Raw genomic sequence first — 22,254 nt, 5'->3', positions numbered from 1 at the left:
CATTCTATGAACCATAGGGAGGATGTCGATGACGCAGCGCGCGTTGACCGGAATCAGGGTCGCCGATTTCAGCCATGTCGTGGCCGGACCGCTGGCCACGCATTTCCTCGCGCTCAACGGCGCCGAGGTGACCAAGATCGAATCCCCCCGTGGCGACAACCTGCGCAATTACACGCTCGACCCGGCCCAGCGCGGCCTGTCGCCCGCCTTTGCCGGGATCAATGCGGGCAAGGGCTCGGTGGTTTTGGACCTGAAGACACCCGAGGGCCGCGCCGAGGCCGAAGCGATCATCGCCGCCTCGGACGTGGTGGTCGAGAATTTCCGCCCCGGCGTGATGGCGCGGTTGGGCCTGGGCGCTGCCGAGATGCGCGCGCGCCATCCGCATCTGGTCTGGTGCGCGATCTCGGGCTTCGGGCAGACCGGGCCTTTGGCCGATGTCGCGGCGATGGACCAGATCATCCAGAGCCTGTCGGGCCTGATGTCGCTGTCGGGCCTGCCCGAGGATCCGGCGATGCGCGTGGGCTTTCCGGTGGTCGATACTTTCACCGGCCTGCTGGCCGCCTTTGCGATCCAGACCGCCCTGCTGCAACGCGAGCGCGGGTTGTGCGCGGGGCAGGAAATCGACGTAGCGATGCTGGACGCGGCTCTGGTGATGATGCTGTCGGTGGTCAATCCGCTGCTGATTGCGGGCGAGACGCCGGTACGCACGGGCAACCGGGGCTTCAGCCGCGCGCCGACCTCGGATACGTTTTCCTGCGCCGGGAACAGCGCGATCACCATCGGCGCGGTCGAGGACGCGCATGTGGCAAAGGTGCTGGCGGTTCTGGGGCTTGAGGCGCTGCTCGACGATCCGCGCTTTGTCGACCGCCGGGCACGGGCCACGAATGCCGATGCGATGGCCGGAGCGATGGGCGCGGTGCTGAAGACCCGCCCCGCCGCGCATTGGGAAGACGCCTTGCGCGCCTGCGGCGTCCCTGCGGCGCGGGTGCAGGATCTGGCCGATGCGGTGGCGATGCCTCATCTGGCCGGGCGCGATCTGTTTCTGGACCTGCCCGCGCGCCATGGCGGGCGGCAGCGTATCCTGAATGCCGGGTTCCGGTTCAAGGAGGGGGGGCCGGGCATTGCCTGTCCGGCGCCGGAACTGGGCGCGGGACGACATGCGACATCGTGACGAATAACGGGAGGAGGAAGACCAATGGGAATGAGAACGAACTTGCTGGGATCTGCGCTGATCGGCGCGGTCATGGCCGCCGCGACTGCTGTCTCGGCGCAATCCGTCAACCTGCGGCTGTCGGTGGAAACCCCGCCGGGCCATGTGCGCAACCTGGCCGCCGAACGCTGGGCCGAAACCATCGGCGAACTGTCGGGCGGCGACATCGCGGTCGAGATCTTCCCGGCGGGGCAGCTCTATAACTCGGCCGATGCGATCCGGGCGCTGGCCTCGGGCGCGCTGGACCTGTCGATCCAGGCCTCGCCCACGCTCAGCCGGCTCGAGCCCAATCTGAGCGTCATCACCCTGCCGATGTTCTTCGGCGCCAGCGCCGAGGATGTGCGCGGGATCCTGGACGGCGATCTGGGCGACGAGCTGTGGGCGATGCTGGAAAGCCGGGGCATCATGGTGCCGTCGGGCGGGCATTTCGAGTTCGCCCCCAACAACACCGCCTACACGGTCGAGCCGGCCGACAGCTACGCCGCGCTCGAAGGCCGGACGCTGGCCACGCCGCCCAGCCCGGTCGTGGTGGCGATCATGAACGCGATGAACATCAACGGCGTTGCCACGCCCCGGACCGAGATCGTGCTGCAGCTGACGCAGGGCCAGATCGAGGGGATGGGCTCGGTCACCGATCTGACCATCTCGGGCGGGCGACTGTGGGAGGCGGGCATCGCCCATGCCTTCAACGACAATGCCGGCTGGGGCGTCTACATCCCGCTGATGTCGGCGCGCGTGATGAACGGGCTGACCGACGAACAGCGCCAGATCATCGACGACGCCTGGTCGCAGACCGTGGGCTGGGCGCGCGACTACGCGGCCGAGGAACTGGCCCATGCGCGCGCGACCAACGAGGAGAATGGCATCACCTATGCCGATCCCTCGGACGAGGCGGTGAGCGAGATGCGCGAGCGGATGCTGGCGGTGCAGGACGATATCGTCGATGCCTCGGGCATGAATGCCGATTTCGTGGCCCGCGTGGCCGAGGCGCTGCAAGGCGCATGAACCGGCGCGCGGGGGCCCCTGCCCCCGCCGCCTTCCCGGAACGGACGGATTCATGACCGACACGATCCTGCGCATCTGGTCCCGGATCGAGACCGTGCTGATCGGCCTTCTCGTGCTTTGCGCGCTGTTCACCTTCATGGGCGGCGCGGCGGTGCGGGTGCTGACGCCGCAGCATGCCGTCGACTGGGCCGACGAGGTGGCGCTTTACTTCATCGTCTGGGCCTCGGTCATCGCCGGGTCGACGCTGGCCGCCGAGGGGCGCCACATCAATACCGAGATCATCGTCGGAGGCCTGTCCGACCGCAAGCGCCGCGCCGCCGCCGTGTTCACCTTCGCGCTGACGCTGGTTTTCTGCGCCGTCATGGCGTGGCTGGGCTGGGAGGCGTTCGAATTCTCGCGGATGCTCGATGACCGCTCGGCTTCGAGCCTGCGCACGCCGCAGGCATGGTTCCTGTTCCTGGCCCTGCCCACGGGCATGGGGCTGATGGTGCTGAAGATGATCCTTCTGGCCTTCGCCGGGCGCGGGATCACGACCAGCCCGGAACCCGCCGAAACGGCGGACTTCACGAAAAAGGCCGAATGACATGGAAGCGGTAATCGGACTGGGCGGGATGCTGGCGCTGATGGCGCTGGGGGCGCCGATTTTCGTGGCGCTGGGTGTCGCCGCTTTGGTCATGCTGGCCTTCGAGGGCCGGCCCCTTTTCGATGCCGCGATGACCTCGGTCTCGGGCATCAACTCGACCACCTTCCTTGCCGTGCCGTTCTTCGTCATGGCCGCGACCTTCATGCAGCGGGGCGGCATCGCGCGGATCATCATCGACGCGGCCGAGGCCTGGGTCGGGCATTTCCGCGGCGGGCTGGGGCTGGTCTGCGTGCTGGCGACGACGCTGTTCGCGGCGATCTCGGGCTCGTCGGTGGTCACGGCGATGGCGATGGGCACCTTCCTGATCCCCGCCATGGTCGCGCGCGGCTATCACCGGCCCTTCGCGCTCGGCACGGTCGGCGCCTCGGGGACGCTGGGGATGCTGATCCCGCCCTCGCTGTCGATGATCCTGTTCGGCCTCATTGCCGAGGAATCGGTGCCGCGCCTGTTCCTGGCAGGCGTCGTGCCGGGGCTGATCCAGGCCGCGATCCTGGCGACGGTGGTGATGATCATCTCGCGAAAGCGCGGCTATGCGTCGGGCGAGCGGCTGTCGCGGCAGGAATTCACGCGCCGCAACCTGCGCGCGCTGCCCGCCCTGTTCATCCCGATCTCGGTCTTCGTGGGCATCTATTCGGGCATCACCACGGTAACGGAATCCGCCGGTGTGGCGGCGATCTCGTCGGTGCTGATCGCGGTGCTGGTCTACCGCGAGGTCGGTTGGAAAGACGTGTTCAGCATGACCGCCGAAGCGATGAAAGCGGCCTCGGCCGTGACCTTCATCGTCATGTTCGCGATGCTGTTCGCGCATTGGATCACCGGATCCGGCATTCCCACGCATCTCGTGCGATGGGCCACCGCGACCGGGCTGGAGCCGTGGCAGTTCCTGATCGCGCTCAATCTCATCATGCTGGTGATGGGGATGTTCCTGGATGCCGTCGCGGTGCTCTTGATCGTCACGCCCATCGTGCTGCCGCTGCTGCCGATCCTTGGCATCGACCCGATCCATTTCGGCATCCTGCTGATCGTCAACATGGAGATCGCGTTCCTCACGCCGCCCATCGGGCTCAATCTCTTCGTGCTGTCGTCCATCGCCCGCGCGCCCCTCTCGGAAGCGATCCGTGGCGTGCTGCCCTTCGTGGCGGCGATGCTCGGCTTCCTGATCCTTGTCACCTATGTCCCGGAGGTCTCGCTATGGCTGCCGACGATGGTCTTCGACCGATGAAATCCATTCCCCACGACTGGGACCCGCATGGCGAACAGACGCTTGCCGATCCCCAGGCCGAGCTGGCGCGCCTGCGCGCGCAATGCCCGGTCGCCGGGTCGCAGAACTGGGGCGGGTTCTACACGCTGACGAAATACGACGACGTCGTGCAGGCCTCGAAGGATTTCGAAACCTTCACCGCCACCCGGCAGACGGTCATCCCGACGTCGCCCCGCGCGGGCCTGCCCCGGCTGCCGTTGCAGAAAGACCCGCCCGAGGCGCTGCGCTACCGCAAGGGGCTGAACCTGTTCTTCAAGGAAAACCGCATCCGCGCGATCGAAGCCCCCTTGCGCGCGCTGGCGGAGGATCTGGCGCAGGCGTTGCGCACCAGCGAGGCGCCCGAATTCGGCGAGGGCTTCGCCGCGCCCTTCACCGTGGGGTCGCTGTGCATCCTTGCCGGGATGGACCTGTCGGAATCCGAAGAGCTTGGCCAGCTCGGCCACGATTACGTCGCCGCCGTCCAGCGCCAGGACCTGTCCACGGCGGGCGGGATCAGCCGGCAGATCGACGGCTTCGCGCTGAGGCTGGTCGAGGACCGGATGGCCAACCCGCGCGATCCCGAAACCGATATCGTTTCCGGCCTGATGGCGCACGAGCCCGAAGGCGGGCCCTATTCCTTCGAGGAACTGGCCGGCATGGTGCGGCTGATGCTGATCGGCGGCCATGTCGTGCCGCGCAATTTCCTGTGCTCGATGGCGTGGCATCTGGCGCAGGATCCGGACCTGCAGGCGCGGCTGCGGCAAGGCGCGGTGGATCAGCGCCTTTTGATCGAGGAAATGCTGCGCTGCTACGCGCCCAATCAGGCACTGGTACGGGTGGCGACGCACGACACCGAGATGCGCGGCACCGCGATCCCCGAAGGCTGCCCCGTCGCGCTGAATTTCCTGTCGGCCAATCGCGACGCGGATGTCTTCGACGACCCGATGCGCTTTGACGAGACCCGCTCGCCCAACCGTCACATCGCTTTCGGCATCGGCCCGCATATGTGCATCGGCCAGTCGGTGGCGAAGCTGCAGGCGCGCATCGCGCTCGACACGCTGGCCGCCCTGCCCCCTTTCCGGCTGGGCGAGCCGGTGCAATGGGCGCGCTGGACGGAATACGGCGTGACCCGGCTGGGACTGGATTTCACATGACCCACGACCCCGATTTCGTCGTCCCCGAAACCGAGGATTTCGACAGCCCCCACGCCCTGTTCAAAGAGCTGCGCGGACGCTGTCCCGTCGCCTGGGCCGAGGAAATGGGCGGTTTCTGGGCGGTCACGAAGCACGAAGATATCTGCCGCGTGCTGACCGACTGGAAGACCTTCACCACCACGGTGCAGAATGTCGTCCCCCGCGTCGCCACCACCCAGCGCCGCCCGCCGCTGCATCTGGACCCGCCGGGCAACATCCCCTATCGCAACGCGATCCTGCGCTTTCTGAGCCCCGCGCGCATCGAAGGCTGGAAACCCATGGTGCGCGCGATGGTGGCCGAGCATCTCGACCGCTACATCGCGCAGGGCAAGGGCGATATCTGCGAGGATTTCTCGTTCGTTCTGCCCATCGCGCTCTTGGCCGCGTTCTTCCGCCTCAACCCTAAGGATGCCGAGGAGATCCGCCGCGTCGGGGCCGAATTCAACATGGCGCTGCAACGGCAGGATTTCGACATGTTGCGCGAGCGGTCGGACGCGCTCTATGCCATTGCCGCGCGCCTGATCGAGGATCGCAAGGCCAACCCGCAGGACCCAGATCAGGACCCGGTCTCGAACCTGCTGGCCGTCCGGGTCGACGGTGAGGCGCTGCCCGACGACAAGATCCTGGGCGCCTTGCGGCAATTCCTGCTGGTGGGGATCATCGCGCCCACCACCTTCATCGGTTCGATGGCGATCCATCTCGCCCGCCATCCCGAGCATCATGCCGAGCTGACGGAACGCCCCGATCTGGTCCCCGTCGCGCTGGAAGAGCTGTTGCGGCTTTACACCCCCTATCGCGGCTTCGCGCGCACCGCGCGCCACGATGTCGAACTGGGCGGCAAGACGATCCGGGCGGGCGACCCGCTGGCCGTGGTCTTTACCTCGGGCAACCGCGACGAGGCCGTTTTCCCCGAGGCCGATACCTACCGGCTGGACCGGGGCGAAACGGATCTGGTGACTTTCGGGCGCGGCCCGCATATGTGCCCGGGCGCCCCGCTGGCCCGGCTGTTGCTGGCCGAAACGCTTGAACAGCTTACACAAAAGACCGCCCGCCTGACCCTGACGGCGGAACCCGAAATGACCCGCTGGCCGGAATACGGGCCGCTCTCCGTTCACCTTGTGTTGACACCCCGCTGATAGCGTCCGGTCAGACCGACCGGAGGGAACATGTCAGAGGTGCTCATCGCAGGAGGCGGCATCGCGGGGCTGGTGACGGCGCTGACGCTGCACCAGATCGGCGTGCGCTGTACCGTGTTCGAAACCTTCCCCGACGCGACGCCGCGCGGGGTGGGCATGAACCTGCAGCCTAACGCGGTGCGCGAACTCTACGAGCTGGGGATCGGCGGCGCGGCGCTCAACAGCGTCGGGATTCCGCTGCGCGAATGGGCGCTGGTCAGCCTGAACGGGCGCGACATCTATTCCGAGGGGCGCGGCATGGATGCGGGCTTTCACTGGCCGCAATTCTCGGTCGACCGGGGGCTTTTGCACGCGCTCTTGCACCGCACCGCCCAGCGCCGCCTGGGCCATCACTGCCTTGTCATGGACAGCCCCGTCACCGGCTACGAGCAGGACGCAGACGGCGTCACGCTGTTTCTGGGAAACGGCCGACAGGCAAGGGGCGCGCTGTTGATCGCGGCGGACGGGCTTTATTCGACCATCCGCGCGCAGATGTTTCCCGACGAAGGCCCGCTCAACTGGGGCCGGGCGGTTCTGTGGCGCGGTGTGACGCGCGCCCGCCCCCTGCGCACGGGGTCGAGCTATGTCGCCATGGGGATGGCCGACCGGCATTTCCTGTTCTACCCGATCTCCCATCCCGGCCGCGACGGCAAGGCGATGATCCACTGGGTCGCGGTCGCTCAGGTGGATGACCATCCGTCGCGCGCCTCGGACCGCTGGCTGCGCAAGGTGCCGACGCGGGCGATCCTGCCCTTTTTCGAAAGCTGGCGCGAGCTGTGGATCGACGTGCACGCGATGATGGCCGCCTCGGCCCATGCCTATGAAACGCCACTGGTCGACCGCCCGGCCCTGCGCTCGTGGCATCGGGGGCGCGTCGTTCTCTTGGGCGACGCCGCGCATCCGATGTATCCGACCGCCGCGACCGGGGCCTCGCAGGCGATCATCGACGCGCGCGTGCTGGGCGCCAGCATGATCGAAGCGGGCGTGACACCGGCGGCGCTGCACGCCTATGACGACATGCTCTGCGCGCCCGTCTCGGCGCTGGTCGAGCGCAATCGCGTCGAAGGCCGCTTCGAGCTGTTGCGCATCGTGCACGAGCGCTGCGGCGGCTCCTTCACGGATCTCGACAGCGTCGTCCCCCCGCGCGAGCGCGAGGATTTCATGCTGCGCTACACCCGCGCGACGGAATTCGCGGCCGAGATGCTGAACAACGCGCCACCGATCATCGCCCCCGGCGCGCGCGCCGCCGTCGCCTGACAGGCCTGACGGGCACCCGGTTCGCGGCGCGGCCCGACGGCCCATTTCGCGCGCGGGGCCTCATCCACCGGTCTATCTTTGGGCGTCCGGCGCGGGCGGCCCGGAAGGGGAGGACGTCGATGGAGCGCATGCGCCAAACGAGCAGCGCTCGGCACGCACCCAGCCCCCGGAACGCGCCGCGCAGATCCCTGACGCGACCCCGAAATCGCGCGCGCCTGTTGCAGCGCGCCCGCACGCGCGGCTTGCCCTGCGGCGGATTGTTTGCCAGAAGGCCCGCGACGGTCGAGGCACGAGAGGTTTTCCATGACGCGCGTTCTGATTGCCGGCGGCGGCATCGCCGGGCTGACCACGGCCCTGACCCTGCACCAGATCGGCGTCCCCTGCACGGTCTTCGAATCCGTCCGTGACCTCAAACCGCTGGGCGTCGGCATCAATCTGCAGCCGAACGCGGTGCGCGAACTCTACGAGCTGGGCCTCGGGGCCGAGGCGCTGGACAGCGTGGGCGTGCCCGCGCGCGAATGGGCGCTGGTGGGGCTCAACGGCAACGACATCTACGCCGAACCGCGCGGGATCGAGGCCGGCTATAACTGGCCGCAATACGCCGTCCATCGCGGCGATTTCCACATGCTGCTTTACCGCACGGTGCTGGAGCGTCTGGGTCCCGACAGCGTCCGGCTGGGCGCGCGGATCACCGGCTACCGGCAGGATGCGGACGGCGTGACGGCGCTTCTGGACGACGGGCGCGAGGAACGCGGCAGCCTGCTGATCGGCGCGGACGGAATCCACTCGGCGATCCGCGCGCAGATGCATCCCGACCAGCCGCCGATCCACTGGGGCGGCGCGGTGATGTGGCGCGGCGTGACCCGCGCGAAGCCCATCCGCACCGGGTCGAGCTTCGTGGGGCTGGGCACGCATCGGCACAGGATGGTGATCTACCCGATCTCGCATCCCGATGCGGACGGGCTGGCCGCGATCAACTGGATTGCCGAAGTCACCTATGACGACCCCTCGGCGCGCGAGAATACCGGCTGGTTCCGGCAGGTGGGGATCGAGGATTTCGCCCATCATTTCGACGGCTGGACCTATGACTGGCTGGACGTGCCGGCGCTGATCCGGGGCGCCGAGATCGCCTATGAAAATCCGATGATCGACCGCGACCCGGTCGAGACCTGGCGCGACGGGCGCGTGCTGTTGCTGGGCGACGCGGCGCATGCGATGTACCCGACCGGGTCGAACGGCGCGTCGCAGGCGATCGTCGATGCGCGCGAGCTGGGCGTGGCGATGGTCGGTCACGGCGCAACCGAGGCGGCGCTTGCCGCGTTCGACACCGCGTTCTGCGGCCCCGTCTCGGCGCTGATCCTGCGCAACCGGGGAGCCGGGCCTTTCGGGCTTCTGAACATGGTCAACGACCGCTGTGGCGGCGAATTCGACGCCATTGACGACGTGATTCCGGCGGCCGAGCGGGCCGAGTTCATGGCGGGCTACAAGAAGGCCGCGGGTTTTGCCATCGAGGCGCTGAACGCCGCCCCGGCCCGACTGCCCGAGGGGGCGAAGGTCCGCCCTGCCCCCGCCGATACCGTCGCCGAGGCGGGCTGAGACCGCCGGAAACCGGGCGCTACTCGTCGCCGGTCAGGTGATCCTGCGCCTGCCGCATGCCCAGCGCCATCGCGGCATAGAATTGCGACAGCCCGCCCAGGCGCCGGCGCGGGCCGTCGCCCTCGGCGTCGTCCGCGGGCAGTCTGTCGGACAGTTCGCGCACACGCCCGGACATGTCGAGCATCCGCTGCATCAGGGTCTGCAGCATGACGTCGAAGCTCTGGTCCGAGATGCGGAAATAATCCTGCCGGTCGCCGGGCCGGTTTTCCTTCATGATGCTGCCGCGCGCGACCAGCAGGCGGGCATTGGCGCTGATGCTGCCCCGGCTCACGCCCAGCTCGGTCGCCAGATCGGAAAACGACCGCGCCTCGCCGTCGAAGATCAGAAGACCCATGATCCGGCCCGAGATCGGCGACAGCCCGTGCGATTCCACCATTTGCCCCATCAGGGTTATGAAGTCGCTGCGAATGGTGGAAATCGTGTCTGACATGCGGCTTTCATGGACCCGTGGCTTGACTGGCGCTATCGTAAACCGCGTGCGGGGGCATTCAAGCCGGAACGCATCTTGACGCGTGGTCGCTGCACACCTATCTGCGTTCAATTCGAACTGAACAAAAATCGGCGCCCCGGCGCCCCAGCCGGAGGCCCCGGATGCGAATCCTGCCCCCCATTTCGTCGCGCGCTCTGGTCGTGATCGCCGCCGCGCTCGCGCTCCTCGCGCCCGTCTCCCTGCCCGCGCAGGCCCAAGACAGCGCCCATGTGCCCGCCGTCACCGCCGCCACCGCCCGCACGGCGCCGCTGCGGCAGGTGGTCACGGTGTCGGGCACGCTGATCCCGCGCAACGAGGTTCTGGTGTTTCCGCATACTGGCGGCTTCGCGATCACTGAACTGAATGCCGAGATGGGCGACCGCGTTTCGGCGGGCGACGTGCTGGCACGGATCGACGACCGCACGCTGCGGCTGCGGGTGACGCAGGCCGAGGCGCAGCTGGCCAATGCCGAGGCCGCGCGCCGTCAGGCGGAAAGCCAGGTCGCCGCGAACGAGGCGCAGTTGCAGCAGGCCGATCAGGTGCTGACGCGGATGCAGAGCCTGCGCTCGAGCGGGGCCGCCACCCAATCCGCGCTGGACGAGGCGCAGACCGCGCAACTGAGCGCCGAAGCCGCGCTCGCCTCGGCGCGCGACGGCGTTCAGGCGGCGAGTGCCGCGCTGGAACAGGCGCGCGCATCGCTGGAAGTCGCGCAGCTGGATTATCGGAACGCGGCCATTGTCGCCCCCGTCGACGGGATCGTCAGCGCCCGCAACGGCCAGATCGGCGCCATCGCCGCGACCGGCGGCGAGCCGATCTTCCGCCTGATCGAGGACGGCGAGGTCGAGGTCTCGGCCGAGGTGATCGAGACCGAACTGGTGCTTCTGGAACGGGGCCAGCCCGCGCGGCTGCAGATCGCGGGCCTGCCCGAGGTGACGGGCGCCGTGCGGCTGGTCGCGCCGGTCGTCAGCGCCACCACCCGGCTGGGCGAAGTGCGGATTTCGCTCGGGGACAGCGCGGGGCTGCGTCCCGGTCTGTTCGTGAGCGGACAGGTGATCGTCGCCGACCGTGAAGGGCTGGCCGTGCCGCTGACCGCCGTGCTGCGCGATTCTGAGGGCAGCTATGTGCTGGTCCTGGGCGACGACAACGTGCTGGCGCATCGCGACGTGTCGCTCGGGCTGGCCTGGGACGGTCTGCAGGAAATCACCGACGGGCTGAGCGCGGGGGAGCGCGTGGTCGCGCGGGCGGGTGCCTTCTTCGCCGATGGCGACCGGGTGCGGCCGCTCGATGCCGACGCGGATCCGTCGGATCTGGCACAGGCCGGATCCGCGTCCGAGGCGCAGACCGGCGAAGACGGGGTGTCGGAATGAACCTGTCGACCTGGGCCATCCGCAATCCGGTCCCGCCGATTGCCGCCTTTCTGGTGCTGTGCATCGCGGGGCTTGTCAGCTTCGCGCGGCTGCCCGTGACCGAAATGCCGAATGTCGACCTGCCCGTCGTGCTGGTCACGGTTCCGGCTTCGGGCACGGCGCCGTCCGAGATCGCCTCTCAGGTGATCCAGCCGATCGAGGATGAAATCAGCGATATCACCGGCCTGCGCCATGTCGAAGCCTCGGCGCAGGACAGTGTCGGACAGCTGACCATCCAGTTCGAGATGGGCACCAATACCGACCGCGCGCTCAACGACGTCAAGGACGCCGTCACCGCCGCGCGCGAACAGATGCCCGATACCGCCTCGGACCCGATCGTGCAGCGGCTGGATTTCACCGGCCGCCCGATCCTGACCTATGCCGTGGCCGACACGACCCGCTCCATCGAAGAGCTGTCAAGCTTCGTCGACGATGTCGTCGCGCGCGAATTGCAGGGCGCCGACGGCGTCGGGAGCGTCAGCCGTCTGGGCGGCGCCGAGCGCGAGATCCGCGTCGATCTGGACCCCGACCGCCTGCTTGCGCTGAGCCTCAGCGCCACCAGCGTCAGCCAGCAACTGGCGCAAACGAATCTCGATCAGGGCGGCGGCGAAGGCGACCTGTTCGGGTCGGAATACGTGATCCGCGCGCTGGGATCGGCGCAGACGCTCGAGCAATTGGCGCAGACACCGATCCGGCTGCCCTCGGGGCAGACGGTGCCGCTGAACCAGCTGGGCACCGTCACCGACGGCGCGGGCGAATCCGATACCTTCGCGCTGTTCAATGGCCGGCCGGTGGTGGCGTTCGGCGTGTTCCGCGCGACCGGAGCCTCGGATCTGGTCGCTGCCGAAGGCGCGCGCGAGCGGCTCGACGCCCTGCGCGAGCTGTATCCCGATACCGAGTTCGAGCTGATCGACGACGCGACGATCTATACCGAGGCCACGTTCCATTCCGCCATGGACACGCTCTACGAGGGCGCGCTTCTGGCGATCATCGTGGTGTTCCTGTTCCTGCGCAACTGGCGCGCGACGGTCGTGGCCTTCGTGGCGCTGCCGCTCTCGGCCATTCCGACCTTCATCGTCATGGATCTGCTGGGCTTCTCGCTCAACACGATCAGCCTTCTGGGGATCACTCTGGTGGTCGGGATCCTTGTCGATGACGCCATCGTCGAGATCGAGAATATCGACCGGCATATCGAGATGGGACGCCCCGCCTTTCAGGCGGCGATCGAGGCCGCGACCGAGATCGGCACCACGGTGATCGCCATTTCGCTGACCATCGTCGCGGTTTTTGCGCCGGTCAGTTTCATGGGCGGGATCGCGGGCGAGTTCTTCAAGCAATTCGGGTTGACCGTGGCCGTGGCGGTGTTGTTCTCGCTGGCCGTCGCGCGGCTGATCACGCCGATGTTCGCGGCCTATTTCATGCGCTCGAAACCCCACGATCACAAGGCCGAAGCCAAGGACGGCGCGATCATGCGCGGGTATCTGTCGGTGCTGCGCTGGACATTGCGCAACCGCACGATCACGCTTCTGGCGGGTCTGGCGATCTTCGCGGGGTCGATCTATTCCGCGACGCTGCTGCCGCAGGAATTCGTGCCCCCCACCGATGCCGGCCGGTCGGTCGTCATGGTCGACCTGCCCCCCGGCACCACCCTGCCCGAGGCCCGCAGCGCCGCGCAGACCATCACCGAGCGCATCCTCACGGTGCCCGAAGTGCAGCGCGCCTTCGTCGACGGGCAATCCGCGACCTCGTTGAGCATCCAGGTGAATTACGGCGACAAATCCGACCGCGAGCGGTCCTGGACCGAGATCAACGCCGACATCGAATCCCGCCTGGCCGATCTTCCCGACATGCGCGTCTTCGTGCTGGGGGCCGAGGGACAGCGCGACGTGACGATCAACGTGCTGGCCGATACGCAGGCCGGCGCCGCCGAAGCCGCGACCGCGCTGTTGCACCAGATGCGCGCCCTGCCCGAGCTGCGCGGCGTGGCGTCGGAAGCGGCGCTTCTGCGCCCCGAGATCCAGATCATCCCCGATCCGGAACGCGCCGCCGAGCTGGGCGTGACGGCGGGCGCGCTGGCCTCGGCGGTTCGGGTGGCGACGATCGGCGACAGCGACGCCAACCTGGCGCAGTTCGACGCGGGCGAAGAGCGCATCCCGGTCCGCGTGCGCCTGAACGAAGAGGCGCGCACCGACATCACCCGGCTGGCGGGCTTCCGCGTGCCCTCCTCGTCGGGCGAGATGGTGCCCTTGTCGGCGGTGGCCGAGGTGCGCATCGCCTCGGGCGTGTCGGTGATCGAACGCTACGACCGCCGATATCTGGTCTCGATCGAGGCGGATCTGGCGCCCGGCGTCTATCTGGGACCGGCGACCGAGGCGATCTATGCCCTGCCCGCCGCCACCGACATGCCCGAAGGGGCCGAGATCCAGCCCTCGGGCGATGTCGAGACGATGGGCGAGATCTTCAGCTCGTTCGCGCTGGCGATGGGGGCGGGGCTGATGCTGGTCTATGTCGTGCTGGTCTTGCTGTTCAACAGCTTCGTCACGCCGCTGACCATCATGCTGTCCCTGCCGCTGGCCATCGGCGGCGCGATCTTCGCGCTTTACATCTACGGCTCCGGGATCGGCCTGTCGGTGGTGATCGGTTTCCTGATGCTGATGGGGATCGTGACGAAGAACGCGATCATGCTGGTCGAATTCGCGCTGGAAGGCGTGAAGGACGGCATGGACCGCGCCAGCGCCATGATCGACGCAGGCCACAAGCGCGCGCGCCCGATCATCATGACCACGCTGGCGATGTCGGCGGGCATGGTGCCGTCGGCCATGGCGCATTCGACGGGCGGCGAGTTCCGTGCGCCGATGGCCATCGCGGTGATCGGCGGGCTGCTTCTGTCGACGGTCCTGTCGCTGTTGTTCGTGCCGTCGGTCTTCAGCGTCATGGAGGGGCTGAAGGACCGGCTTCGCTGGCTGCTGTCGAAGGTTTTCGGCGGGGATCAGACTCCCGTGGAAGACAAGGCCTGAGGCCGTCTCCCGGGCGGGCGGGCAACACCCGGCCGCCCGTCCCTGTCGCCTGTACACGCGGCCTGTAACGGGAACCCGTCAGGCGCGCAGAAGCCCCGTAAAGGGTTCCAGCGCCCGGCTTTCGGGGAAGACCACGCGCTCGGCATAGGCCGGATCAAGGCCCATATGCCCGATCAGAAGCGCCTTGAAGATCGCTTCATAGGCATTGACCGCCAGCACGTCGCGTTCCTCGAACAGCGCGCGGGGCGACAGGCCGGGCCAGTCGCCCGCGACCTGCCCGCCGCGCACCGCGCCCCCCGCCAGCATCGCCAGCCCGCCAGTGCCGTGATCGGTGCCCCGGTTGCCGTTCTCGGCGGCCGTGCGCCCGAACTCGGACGCCACCATCACCACCGTCTCCGACCAGACCGGGCCCAGCCCCTCGCGCAGGGCCAGAAGCCCCTGGGACAGCCGCTCGAACAGGCGGCGCAGGCGATAGGGCTGGCCGTTATGCGTGTCCCAGCCGCCCAGTTCCAGGACGCCGATGCGCGGCCCCTGCGGCGCGCGCAGGATGTCGGCGGCAGCGCGCGAGGAGATCAGGAAATTGTCGTTGGTCGGCGCATCGTCCGACATGTCGGGTTCGGTCATGCCGGTGGCGCCGGTCAGGGCCGCGTGGAACAGCGGGTCGTCGCGATAGACGATGGCCAGCCGTTCCAGAAAATCGTCGTTCAGATCGGGCAATTGCTCGTTCGACCAGGCCTGTACCGGCGCCGCGCCCTGCAAGATCAGCGGCACGGCGGGCCCCAGCGACAGCGCCAGCCGGTCGTCCCCACCGTTCAGGCCCAGAATCGCCCGGTTGAGCCAGCCGTCGCGCGCGCCGCGCGGGCGGGCGGTGCCGTTTTCCAGAAGGTTCTGCCCGTCGAAATGCGAGCGGTTGCGATAGCGCGTCGTGGCGGCGGGAACGAAGGCCAGCTCGCCCGCGCGCCATAGCGGCATCAGCGGGCCCAGCGCGTCATGCAGCCCGAAATAGCCGTCGAGATCCAGCACCGCGTCGCGTCCCAGCGCCAGCGAGGGGCGCAAGCGGCGATAATCGGCATCGGCATAGGGCACGAGCGCATGAAGCCCGTCGAGCCCGCCGCGCAGGAAGACGAAGATGAACCGCTTGTCGGTCGGCGCCGAGGCAAAGGCCACGCGCGACGAGGCCAGCGCCGCGGCCAGCCCCGCGCCCCCCAGCTTCAGGAACAGGCGTCGGTCCAGCATCGTCATCTCCTCTGGAATTCGGGGCTGGCAAGGATCATCGCAAGCGCCGCATCGCCCGAGGGCGCGCGCTCGACCCAGGTCGTCGTCACCTCGCGCGCGGCGGCGCCGATGGAGCGATCGAGTATCTCGGCCGGGATCAGCGTGCCGGGCTGGCGCGCGGCGAAACCCCGCGCCCATTCGAGCCGGATCATCAGCGCCTCGGGGCCCAGCCAGTCGGCGGCGCGATCGCTCCAGCCGGCAGGCGATGGCGCGGAATGCGGCATCATCGCCAACAGGCGCATTGGCTGGAAGTAATCGGGCTGGTTCTCGGGCAATGAGCCGGTGGCCCGGAAACAGGCGACGACGAATTCATGCGGCGTCTTCACCTTGGCCAGCGGATCGGCCCAGGCGGCATCCAGCAGGACCAGCGCCCGCGTCACTTCGGCCAGATCGCCCTCGGTGTCTCGAAACACCTGCTCGATGCGCGCGACAGCATCGGGCGGCGGGATATCGGCCACGAAATGCCGCACCAGCTTGGTAGCGATATGGCGGGCCGTGGACGGATGCCGCGCCAGATCGTCGAGCAGGCGCAGGCCTTCTTCCTCGCCCGCCTCTTCGTAGACGCGGCCCAGCACGGTCTTGGGGCCGGGCTGATGCTGACGGCGGACGAACTGGAAATTGCCATGGATCGGCTCGTCGCCGCCGCGCCGATAGCCGCCATGGCCCCAGCCGGTGAAGATCTTCGCCGCCTCGATGATGTCGTCCTGCGTGTAGCCGCCATCGACGCCCAGCGTGTGCAGCTCCAGCAACTCGCGGGCGAAATTCTCGTTGAGCGTGGTCGCGGTGGGGCGGTTGCGCTGCCGGTTCTGCCCGGCGGGCGAGTCCGGACCGACCGAGGACACGTTGTCGAGATAGGTCAGAAGCGTTGGGTTCCGCGCCGCCGCGTGCAGCATGTCGCGGAACCGGCCGAAGACATGCGGGCGGATCGCCTCGCGCTCGTAAGCCGGGATCGTCACCCCGTCGCGCGACCCGCGCGACAGCGAGGCGGTGAAATGGTTCGCCCAGAAGCGCACCATCCTCTCGGGCAGCACCTCGGGGGTGCGGATCTCGTAGCGCAGACGCGCCATCACCTCTTGCCGGAAATCGCGGTTCATCGCGCGGCGCACGGTGCGGGTGCGGGCCTCGTTGCTTTCCCGCCCGGCGCGCGCGATCTCGGCCCGGATCTCGGCCGCGCTGCGAAACCGGCGCAGGCCGGGCGGCAGCGCCTGCCCCGGGCGGATCTGGTCCAGAAGCCAGCCGCGCGGATCGTCGCCCACCCGCGCATCGTCGCCCGGCCCGGCACCGAGACCGAAGCGGTTCAGGGCGGTGAAGGTATCGAGGCTGCGCATGGGGGCGGCGGATCCGGCTGCTGGGTCATCGCCGCGCAGCCTACGCGCCCCGGGGCGCGCGGCCAAGCGGGGGCGAGAAACAATTGCGTGTGAGCTCCGCCGGTCGGCAGGTCGGCGCCCCTGTCGCGCGGCTCTGGAAACGCGCGCAAGGGCAGCGTAAGTTCGGACCACCCCAACCGAGGCGCAAGCGAGCCCATGACCCTGACGATCCATATCCTCAACGGCCCGAACCTGAACCTTCTGGGCAAGCGCCAGCCCGAGATCTACGGCCATGACACGCTTGAAGACGTCGCCGCCCAATGCGCCGGGATCGCGCAGGCAGCCGGGATCGAAACGGTGATGCGGCAATCGAACTGGGAAGGCCAGATCGTCGACTGGATCCACGAGGCACGCGAAACGGCGGCGGGGATCATCATCAACCCGGCGGCGCTGACGCATACCTCGGTGGCGGTGCTCGACGCGCTCAACACCTTCGAGGGCCCGGTGATCGAGGTGCATATCAGCCAGGTCCACAAGCGCGAAGCCTTCCGCCACCATTCCTATGTCAGCCACCGCGCGGATGCGGTGATGGCGGGTTTCGGCATTCATGGCTATGCGCTGGCGATGCGGCACATGGTGCATCTGCTGGCCTGAAGCGGCGCTCCGGGCAAGCAGCCACGGCCGCCGCCGAATACCCTAGCAAAGAAATCAGGATTGACTTACACGGGCGCCTTCCCCTAGGGTGCGCCTGCCTAGCCAAGCCTTCCGGCGGCGCGTGTCTGCGTTTCGCGCGCTGCGGGCGGTCGAGCCCGGCGCGACATTTCCGTGCGGCCCCGTCGCCGCGCAGACCGTACCGTCAGAGGAACTCATGCGCCGTATCACGCCCCTTATGCTCGCCGCCGCCATCGCGCTGCCCTCGGCCGGCTTCGCCGTCACCCAGGCCGAAGTCCTGACCACCTATGCCGACATTGCCGAAGCCGGGTATTCCGACAGCGTGACCACCGCGCAGACACTGCAGGCCACGATCGAGGATTTCCTCGCCGCCCCGTCGGCCGAAGGTCTGGCCGCCGCGCGCGAAGCGTGGATCGCCGCGCGCGTCCCTTACCAGCAGACCGAGGCCTTCCGCTTCGGCAACCCGATTGTCGACGACTGGGAAGGCCGCGTGAATGCCTGGCCGCTGGATGAGGGGCTGATCGACTATACCAGCCGCAGCTATATGGGCGGCGACGACAACCCGGCGGCCAATCTCAACGTGATCGCCACGCCGAACTTCACGCTGGGCGGGACCGAAATCGACGCCTCGACCATCGACACGGCGCTGCTGCAGGATGTTCTGCACGAGGCCGACACCGTCGAAGCCAATGTCGCCACCGGCTATCACGCCATCGAATTCCTGCTCTGGGGCCAGGACCTGAACGGCACCGATGCCGGCGCGGGCGAGCGTCCTTGGACCGATTACGCGCAGGGCGACGCGTGCACCAACGGCAACTGCGACCGCCGCGCGCAATACCTGACCGCCGCGACCGAGCTGCTGATCGCCGATCTGCAGGAAATGGCCGATGCATGGTCCGAAGACGGCGAAGCGCGCGAAGCCGTGATGGCCGACGAGGCCGCCGGGATCTCGGCCATCCTGACCGGCATGGGCAGCCTGTCCTATGGCGAGCTCGCCGGCGAGCGGATCCGGCTGGGCCTGATGCTGAACGACCCCGAGGAAGAGCATGACTGCTTCTCGGACAACACCCATTACAGCCATTACTATGACGCGGTCGGCATCCGGAACGTCTATGTCGGCGAATATACCCGCGTCGACGGTTCGGTCGTCTCGGGGCCCAGCCTGTCGGATTACGTGGCCGAGAACCACGCCGATCTCGACGAGGCGCTGCGCGCGAAACTCGACGCCTCGGTCTCGGCGCTTCAGACCATGGTCGACACCGCCGAGGGCGGCATGTCCTATGACATGATGCTCGCCCCCGGCAATGACGAGGGCGAGGCGGTGATCATGGGCGCGGTGGATGCGCTGGTGGATCAGACCCGCGACATCGAACGTGTCATCGCCGCGTTGGATTTGTCGGGTATCGAGCTGGAAGGGTCCGACAGCCTCGACGACCCCTCGGCCGTATTCCAGTAACGGAGACTGGTGATGATCGTCTGCTCGTGCGAAAACATCTCGGACCGCGACATTCACGCCGCGGTCGACTGGATGCGACAGTCCGATCCGTGGACGATCATCACCCCCGGCAAGGTCTACCGCGCCCTCGGCAAGACCGCCGATTGCGGCGGGTGCATGAAGCTTTTTCTCTCGACCATGCGGTCCAATCCGAATACTCAGGTCCCCATGGAACTGCGCAACCTGCGCGCGCAGTCAACAAGGAGACCGGACCATGAAGGGCGATGAGAAAGTCATTGAATACCTGAACAAAGCCTTGCGCTCGGAGCTCACGGCGGTCAGCCAGTACTGGCTTCACTACCGCCTGCAGGCCGATTGGGGTCTGGCGAAAATGGCCAAGAAAAGCCGCGAGGAAAGCATCGAGGAGATGCATCACGCGGACAAGCTGATCGACCGGATCATCTTTCTCGGCGGCCATCCGAACCTGCAGAAACTCGACCCGCTCAGGATCGGCGAAAACCCCAAGGAAACGCTGGAATCCGATCTGGCCGCGGAACAGGAAGCCGCCGCCCTCTACCGCGAAGCGCGCGCCTATTGTCAGTCGGTCAACGATTTCGTGTCGATGGAGCTGTTCCAGGAGCTTCTGACCGACGAGGAAGGGCATATCGACTTCCTTGAGACCCAGCTCGATCTCTATGCCCGTCTGGGAGACGAACGCTATGCGCTGCTCAACGCCGCGCCGATGGACGAAGCCGAGTAACAGCCTGCGCCGGGCGGGGCTGATCCTGGCCCTGCCCTTCGCGGCCTTTCCCGGCCATGCGCAGGATCTCGGCGACCTGCACCTGAACGCCCTTCCGCGTACCGAACAGGAAAGCGCCCGCGCCGCGCTGGTGCTGGGTCCGCCCGAAGATCCGTCGCGCCCACAGCGCTTCGAGTTGCGCTCGGGCGGCGCGGGAACGGTGCGCGCACGCTCCACCGTCGACGCTTTCGCACAGCCCGCCGCGAACCTGACGCTGGAACAGGGCATGACCTTCGAGCTGGGCGAGGCGCTGTTCTCGCGGCCCTGGGCCTCGGCCCCGGCCTCGACCACCGCGTCGGACGGGCTGGGCCCGCTCTTCAACGCCCGCGCCTGCGCCGATTGTCACCCGAATGGCGGCCGCGCCGGCCCGCCCGATTCCGATCCCGAAGCGCCCTCTCGCCCCGGCATGTTCCTGCGCGTGGCGATCCCCGCGCCCGAGGGCACGCCTACGCCCGAGGGTATCGCCGAGTACATCTCCACCCTGCCCGACCCGGTCTATGGCGACCAGTTGCAGGATGACGCGATCCAGGGGCAACTGACCGAATACCGGCTTGCCGTGTCGTGGGAGGACATCCCCGTCACGCTGGAAGGCGGCGAGACGGTCACGCTGCGCCGCCCCGACTGGCAGGCCGCCGATCCGGGCTTCGGCCCGCTGCACGAGGCCGCGATGCTCAGCCCCCGCGTGGCGCCGCCGTTGATCGGGCTGGGGCTGATCGAAACCATCGCCACCGACGATATCCTGGCCCTGGCCGATCCAGACGACGCCGATGGCGACGGGATTTCAGGCCGCGCCAATATCGTCTGGTCGCGCGAGTTCGACGCACCGATGCTGGGCCGCTTCGGACTCAAGGCCGGGATGCCCACCGTGCGCGAACAATCCGCCAGCGCGTTTTTCCACGATGTCGGCCTGTCCTCGTCGCTGTTCCCGCAGGGCTGGGGCGATTGCACCGAACCGCAGGCGGCCTGCCGCCAGGCCCCCGATGGCGGCGATCCGCAGCATGACGGGCACGAGATCAGCGACACCGCGCTGGGGCTGGTGACTTTCTTCATCACCAATCTCGGCGTTCCCGCCCGGCGCGACGTCGGCGATCCGGAAGTCCTGCGCGGGCGCGCGATCTTCCGCGAGGCCGGCTGTGCCGCCTGTCACCGCCCGTCTTTCGTGACCCGCACGCTGAATGAAGACCGCGTGCAGCATTCCTTTCAGCTGATCTGGCCCTATTCCGATTTCCTGCTGCACGACATGGGCGAGGGTCTGGCCGACGGCTTTGCCGAAGCCCGCGCGACGGGCCGCGAATGGCGCACGCCGCCGCTCTGGGGGATCGGGCTGACAGAACAGGTCAGCGGTCGGGGCAGCTACCTGCATGACGGCCGTGCCCGCAGCCTGCTCGAGGCGATCTTGTGGCATGGCGGCGAAGCGCAATCCGCCCGTGACACCGTGGTCGGGCTTGCCCCCGACGACCGCGCCGCCCTTCTGCGCTTCCTGAGGAGCCTGTGATGCGTCTGTCCCTTGCCTTCGGCCTGTTTCTGGCCGCCACCCCCGCCCTGACCACGCCCGCGCTGGCCGATGTCGAGGCCGTGCTCGACACCCATATCCTGCCCGGCACCGCCGCTTTCGCCGAAGCCGCGCAGGCGCTTGAGACCAGCGCCGCCGCCGATTGCCGCCCCGAGCATGTGCAACCCGCCTGGAACGCGGCGATGGATGCGTGGATGGGGATCGGCCATCTGCGCCTGGGACCGCAGGAGCAGGCGGCGCTTACCATCGCCTTCTGGCCCGACAGCCGCAATTCCGGCCGCCGCACGCTGGCGCGGGTGATCGAAAGCGAAGACCCGCTGGGCACGGATGCGGAAGACTTCGCGCAGGTCTCGGCCGCCGCGCGCGGGCTCTACGCGCTGGAAACCATGCTCTATGACCCGCAATTCAGCGGCTACGCGGCAGACAGCTACGAATGCCGTCTGGTGCAGGTCATGACCGAGGACCTGGCCGAACAGGCCGGCGATCTCGACGGCGCCTGGCGGCGCAAATTCGCGCCCGAACTGCGTCATGCCGGCGAACCCGACAACGCGCTCTTCCTGTCCGAGGCCGAGGCCGAGCGCGCGCTTTTCACCCAGCTTCACGGCGGGGTCGAGTTCAACGCCGATCAGCGGCTGGGGCAGGTCCTGGGCACGCCCGGGCGGCCGGTGCCCGCCCGCGCCGAGACCTGGCGCTCGGGACGCAGCCTGCGCAACCTGACCCTGTCGATGGAAGCGCTGCACCGCATGGCCCGCGCGCTGGCCGAAGGGCCCGTCCCCGCCGTCGACGAGGCCTTCGATGCCGTGGCCTATTTTGCCGAAGGGATCGAGGACCCGGCCTTTCAGGATGTCACCGACCCCGCCGCCCATGTCCGGCTGGAATCGCTGCAAGGCCAGATTCGCATGGTGGGCGACGCGCTGAGCCTCGCCATCGGCGAGGCGATGGGCATCGCGCCGGGCTTCAACGCGCTCGACGGAGACTGAAC

General features: G+C 68.1%; 19 protein-coding genes. 16 read left to right on the top strand and 3 right to left on the bottom strand.

The window, feature by feature from the left end; genetic code table 11:
- Positions 1 to 28 precede the first annotated feature (28 nt).
- From C4N9_RS10125 to C4N9_RS10090, 8 genes are all read left to right on the top strand, one after another.
- Positions 29 to 1,171, top strand: coding sequence for a CaiB/BaiF CoA transferase family protein (locus C4N9_RS10125; RefSeq protein WP_109533207.1), 1,143 nt, complete (start codon positions 29 to 31; stop codon positions 1,169 to 1,171).
- A 30-nt stretch (positions 1,172 to 1,201) separates the two neighbouring features.
- Positions 1,202 to 2,215, top strand: coding sequence for a TRAP transporter substrate-binding protein DctP (gene dctP, locus C4N9_RS10120; RefSeq protein WP_109533206.1), 1,014 nt, complete (start codon positions 1,202 to 1,204; stop codon positions 2,213 to 2,215).
- A gap of 52 nt (positions 2,216 to 2,267) precedes the next feature.
- Positions 2,268 to 2,798 carry a TRAP transporter small permease gene (locus C4N9_RS10115; RefSeq protein ID WP_109533205.1) on the top strand — a complete coding sequence of 177 codons (531 nt, stop codon included), beginning with the start codon at positions 2,268 to 2,270 and terminating at the stop codon, positions 2,796 to 2,798.
- A 1-nt stretch (position 2,799) separates the two neighbouring features.
- On the top strand, positions 2,800 to 4,080 hold the full coding sequence (locus tag C4N9_RS10110; RefSeq protein ID WP_109533204.1) for a TRAP transporter large permease: 1,281 nt from the start codon (positions 2,800 to 2,802) through the stop codon (positions 4,078 to 4,080).
- Positions 4,050 to 5,252, top strand: a complete 1,203-nt coding sequence (locus tag C4N9_RS10105; protein ID WP_109533203.1) for a cytochrome P450 — start codon at positions 4,050 to 4,052, stop codon at positions 5,250 to 5,252. The genes C4N9_RS10110 and C4N9_RS10105 overlap by 31 nt, the downstream gene beginning before the upstream one ends.
- Positions 5,249 to 6,427 carry a cytochrome P450 gene (locus tag C4N9_RS10100; RefSeq protein ID WP_109533202.1) on the top strand — a complete coding sequence of 393 codons (1,179 nt, stop codon included), beginning with the start codon at positions 5,249 to 5,251 and terminating at the stop codon, positions 6,425 to 6,427. Before C4N9_RS10105 ends, C4N9_RS10100 begins: the two co-directional genes overlap by 4 nt.
- A gap of 30 nt (positions 6,428 to 6,457) precedes the next feature.
- Positions 6,458 to 7,723: an FAD-dependent monooxygenase gene (locus C4N9_RS10095; RefSeq protein ID WP_109533201.1), complete on the top strand. Its 1,266-nt coding sequence runs from the start codon at positions 6,458 to 6,460 to the stop codon at positions 7,721 to 7,723.
- 303 nt (positions 7,724 to 8,026) lie between these two features.
- Positions 8,027 to 9,319 (top strand): flavin-dependent oxidoreductase, encoded by a 1,293-nt coding sequence (locus C4N9_RS10090; RefSeq protein WP_109533200.1) that lies wholly within the window; start codon positions 8,027 to 8,029, stop codon positions 9,317 to 9,319.
- A 19-nt stretch (positions 9,320 to 9,338) separates the two neighbouring features.
- Here the strand turns inward: C4N9_RS10090 and C4N9_RS10085 are convergent, their stop codons facing one another.
- Positions 9,339 to 9,809, bottom strand: a complete 471-nt coding sequence (locus tag C4N9_RS10085) for a GbsR/MarR family transcriptional regulator (protein ID WP_109533199.1) — start codon at positions 9,807 to 9,809, stop codon at positions 9,339 to 9,341.
- Positions 9,810 to 9,970: 161 nt separating this feature from the next.
- Between C4N9_RS10085 and C4N9_RS10080 the strand changes: the two genes are divergently transcribed.
- Together C4N9_RS10080 and C4N9_RS10075 are read left to right on the top strand one after the other, a co-directional pair.
- Positions 9,971 to 11,215, top strand: coding sequence for an efflux RND transporter periplasmic adaptor subunit (locus C4N9_RS10080; protein WP_109533198.1), 1,245 nt, complete (start codon positions 9,971 to 9,973; stop codon positions 11,213 to 11,215).
- Positions 11,212 to 14,271: an efflux RND transporter permease subunit gene (locus C4N9_RS10075; RefSeq protein ID WP_109533197.1), complete on the top strand. Its 3,060-nt coding sequence runs from the start codon at positions 11,212 to 11,214 to the stop codon at positions 14,269 to 14,271. Before C4N9_RS10080 ends, C4N9_RS10075 begins: the two co-directional genes overlap by 4 nt.
- A 78-nt stretch (positions 14,272 to 14,349) precedes the next feature.
- Here the strand turns inward: C4N9_RS10075 and C4N9_RS10070 are convergent, their stop codons facing one another.
- Positions 14,350 to 15,507 (bottom strand): DUF1501 domain-containing protein, encoded by a 1,158-nt coding sequence (locus tag C4N9_RS10070; protein ID WP_168192191.1) that lies wholly within the window; start codon positions 15,505 to 15,507, stop codon positions 14,350 to 14,352.
- A 2-nt stretch (positions 15,508 to 15,509) separates the two neighbouring features.
- Positions 15,510 to 16,874, bottom strand: a complete 1,365-nt coding sequence (locus C4N9_RS10065; RefSeq protein WP_168192190.1) for a DUF1800 domain-containing protein — start codon at positions 16,872 to 16,874, stop codon at positions 15,510 to 15,512.
- A 195-nt stretch (positions 16,875 to 17,069) separates the two neighbouring features.
- On the opposite strand from C4N9_RS10065, the gene aroQ reads away from it, so the two are divergent.
- From aroQ to C4N9_RS10040, 6 genes are all read left to right on the top strand, one after another.
- The gene (gene aroQ, locus C4N9_RS21660; RefSeq protein WP_146195148.1) at positions 17,070 to 17,507 is read left to right on the top strand and encodes a type II 3-dehydroquinate dehydratase; all 438 of its coding nucleotides are present in this window, start codon (positions 17,070 to 17,072) and stop codon (positions 17,505 to 17,507) included.
- Between the two features lie 214 nt (positions 17,508 to 17,721).
- Positions 17,722 to 18,981, top strand: a complete 1,260-nt coding sequence (locus tag C4N9_RS10060; RefSeq protein ID WP_109533194.1) for an imelysin family protein — start codon at positions 17,722 to 17,724, stop codon at positions 18,979 to 18,981.
- Positions 18,982 to 18,993: 12 nt separating this feature from the next.
- Positions 18,994 to 19,248: a (2Fe-2S)-binding protein gene (locus C4N9_RS10055; protein WP_109533193.1), complete on the top strand. Its 255-nt coding sequence runs from the start codon at positions 18,994 to 18,996 to the stop codon at positions 19,246 to 19,248.
- Complete coding sequence (gene bfr / locus C4N9_RS10050; protein ID WP_109533192.1) at positions 19,235 to 19,720, top strand: bacterioferritin; 486 nt, start codon at positions 19,235 to 19,237, stop codon at positions 19,718 to 19,720. The genes C4N9_RS10055 and bfr overlap by 14 nt, the downstream gene beginning before the upstream one ends.
- Complete coding sequence (locus tag C4N9_RS10045) at positions 19,680 to 21,254, top strand: di-heme oxidoreductase family protein (protein ID WP_109533191.1); 1,575 nt, start codon at positions 19,680 to 19,682, stop codon at positions 21,252 to 21,254. The genes bfr and C4N9_RS10045 overlap by 41 nt, the downstream gene beginning before the upstream one ends.
- A complete protein-coding gene (locus tag C4N9_RS10040; RefSeq protein ID WP_109533190.1) occupies positions 21,254 to 22,252 on the top strand; it encodes an imelysin family protein in 999 nt (332 codons plus the stop codon). The genes C4N9_RS10045 and C4N9_RS10040 overlap by 1 nt, the downstream gene beginning before the upstream one ends.
- The last annotated feature ends 2 nt before the right edge of the window (positions 22,253 to 22,254 follow it).

Origin of the sequence: Pararhodobacter marinus (assembly GCF_003122215.1) — a bacterium.
In the GTDB taxonomy this organism is placed as follows: domain Bacteria; phylum Pseudomonadota; class Alphaproteobacteria; order Rhodobacterales; family Rhodobacteraceae; genus Pararhodobacter; species Pararhodobacter marinus.
This window is presented reverse-complemented; position numbering and strand designations above follow the sequence as displayed.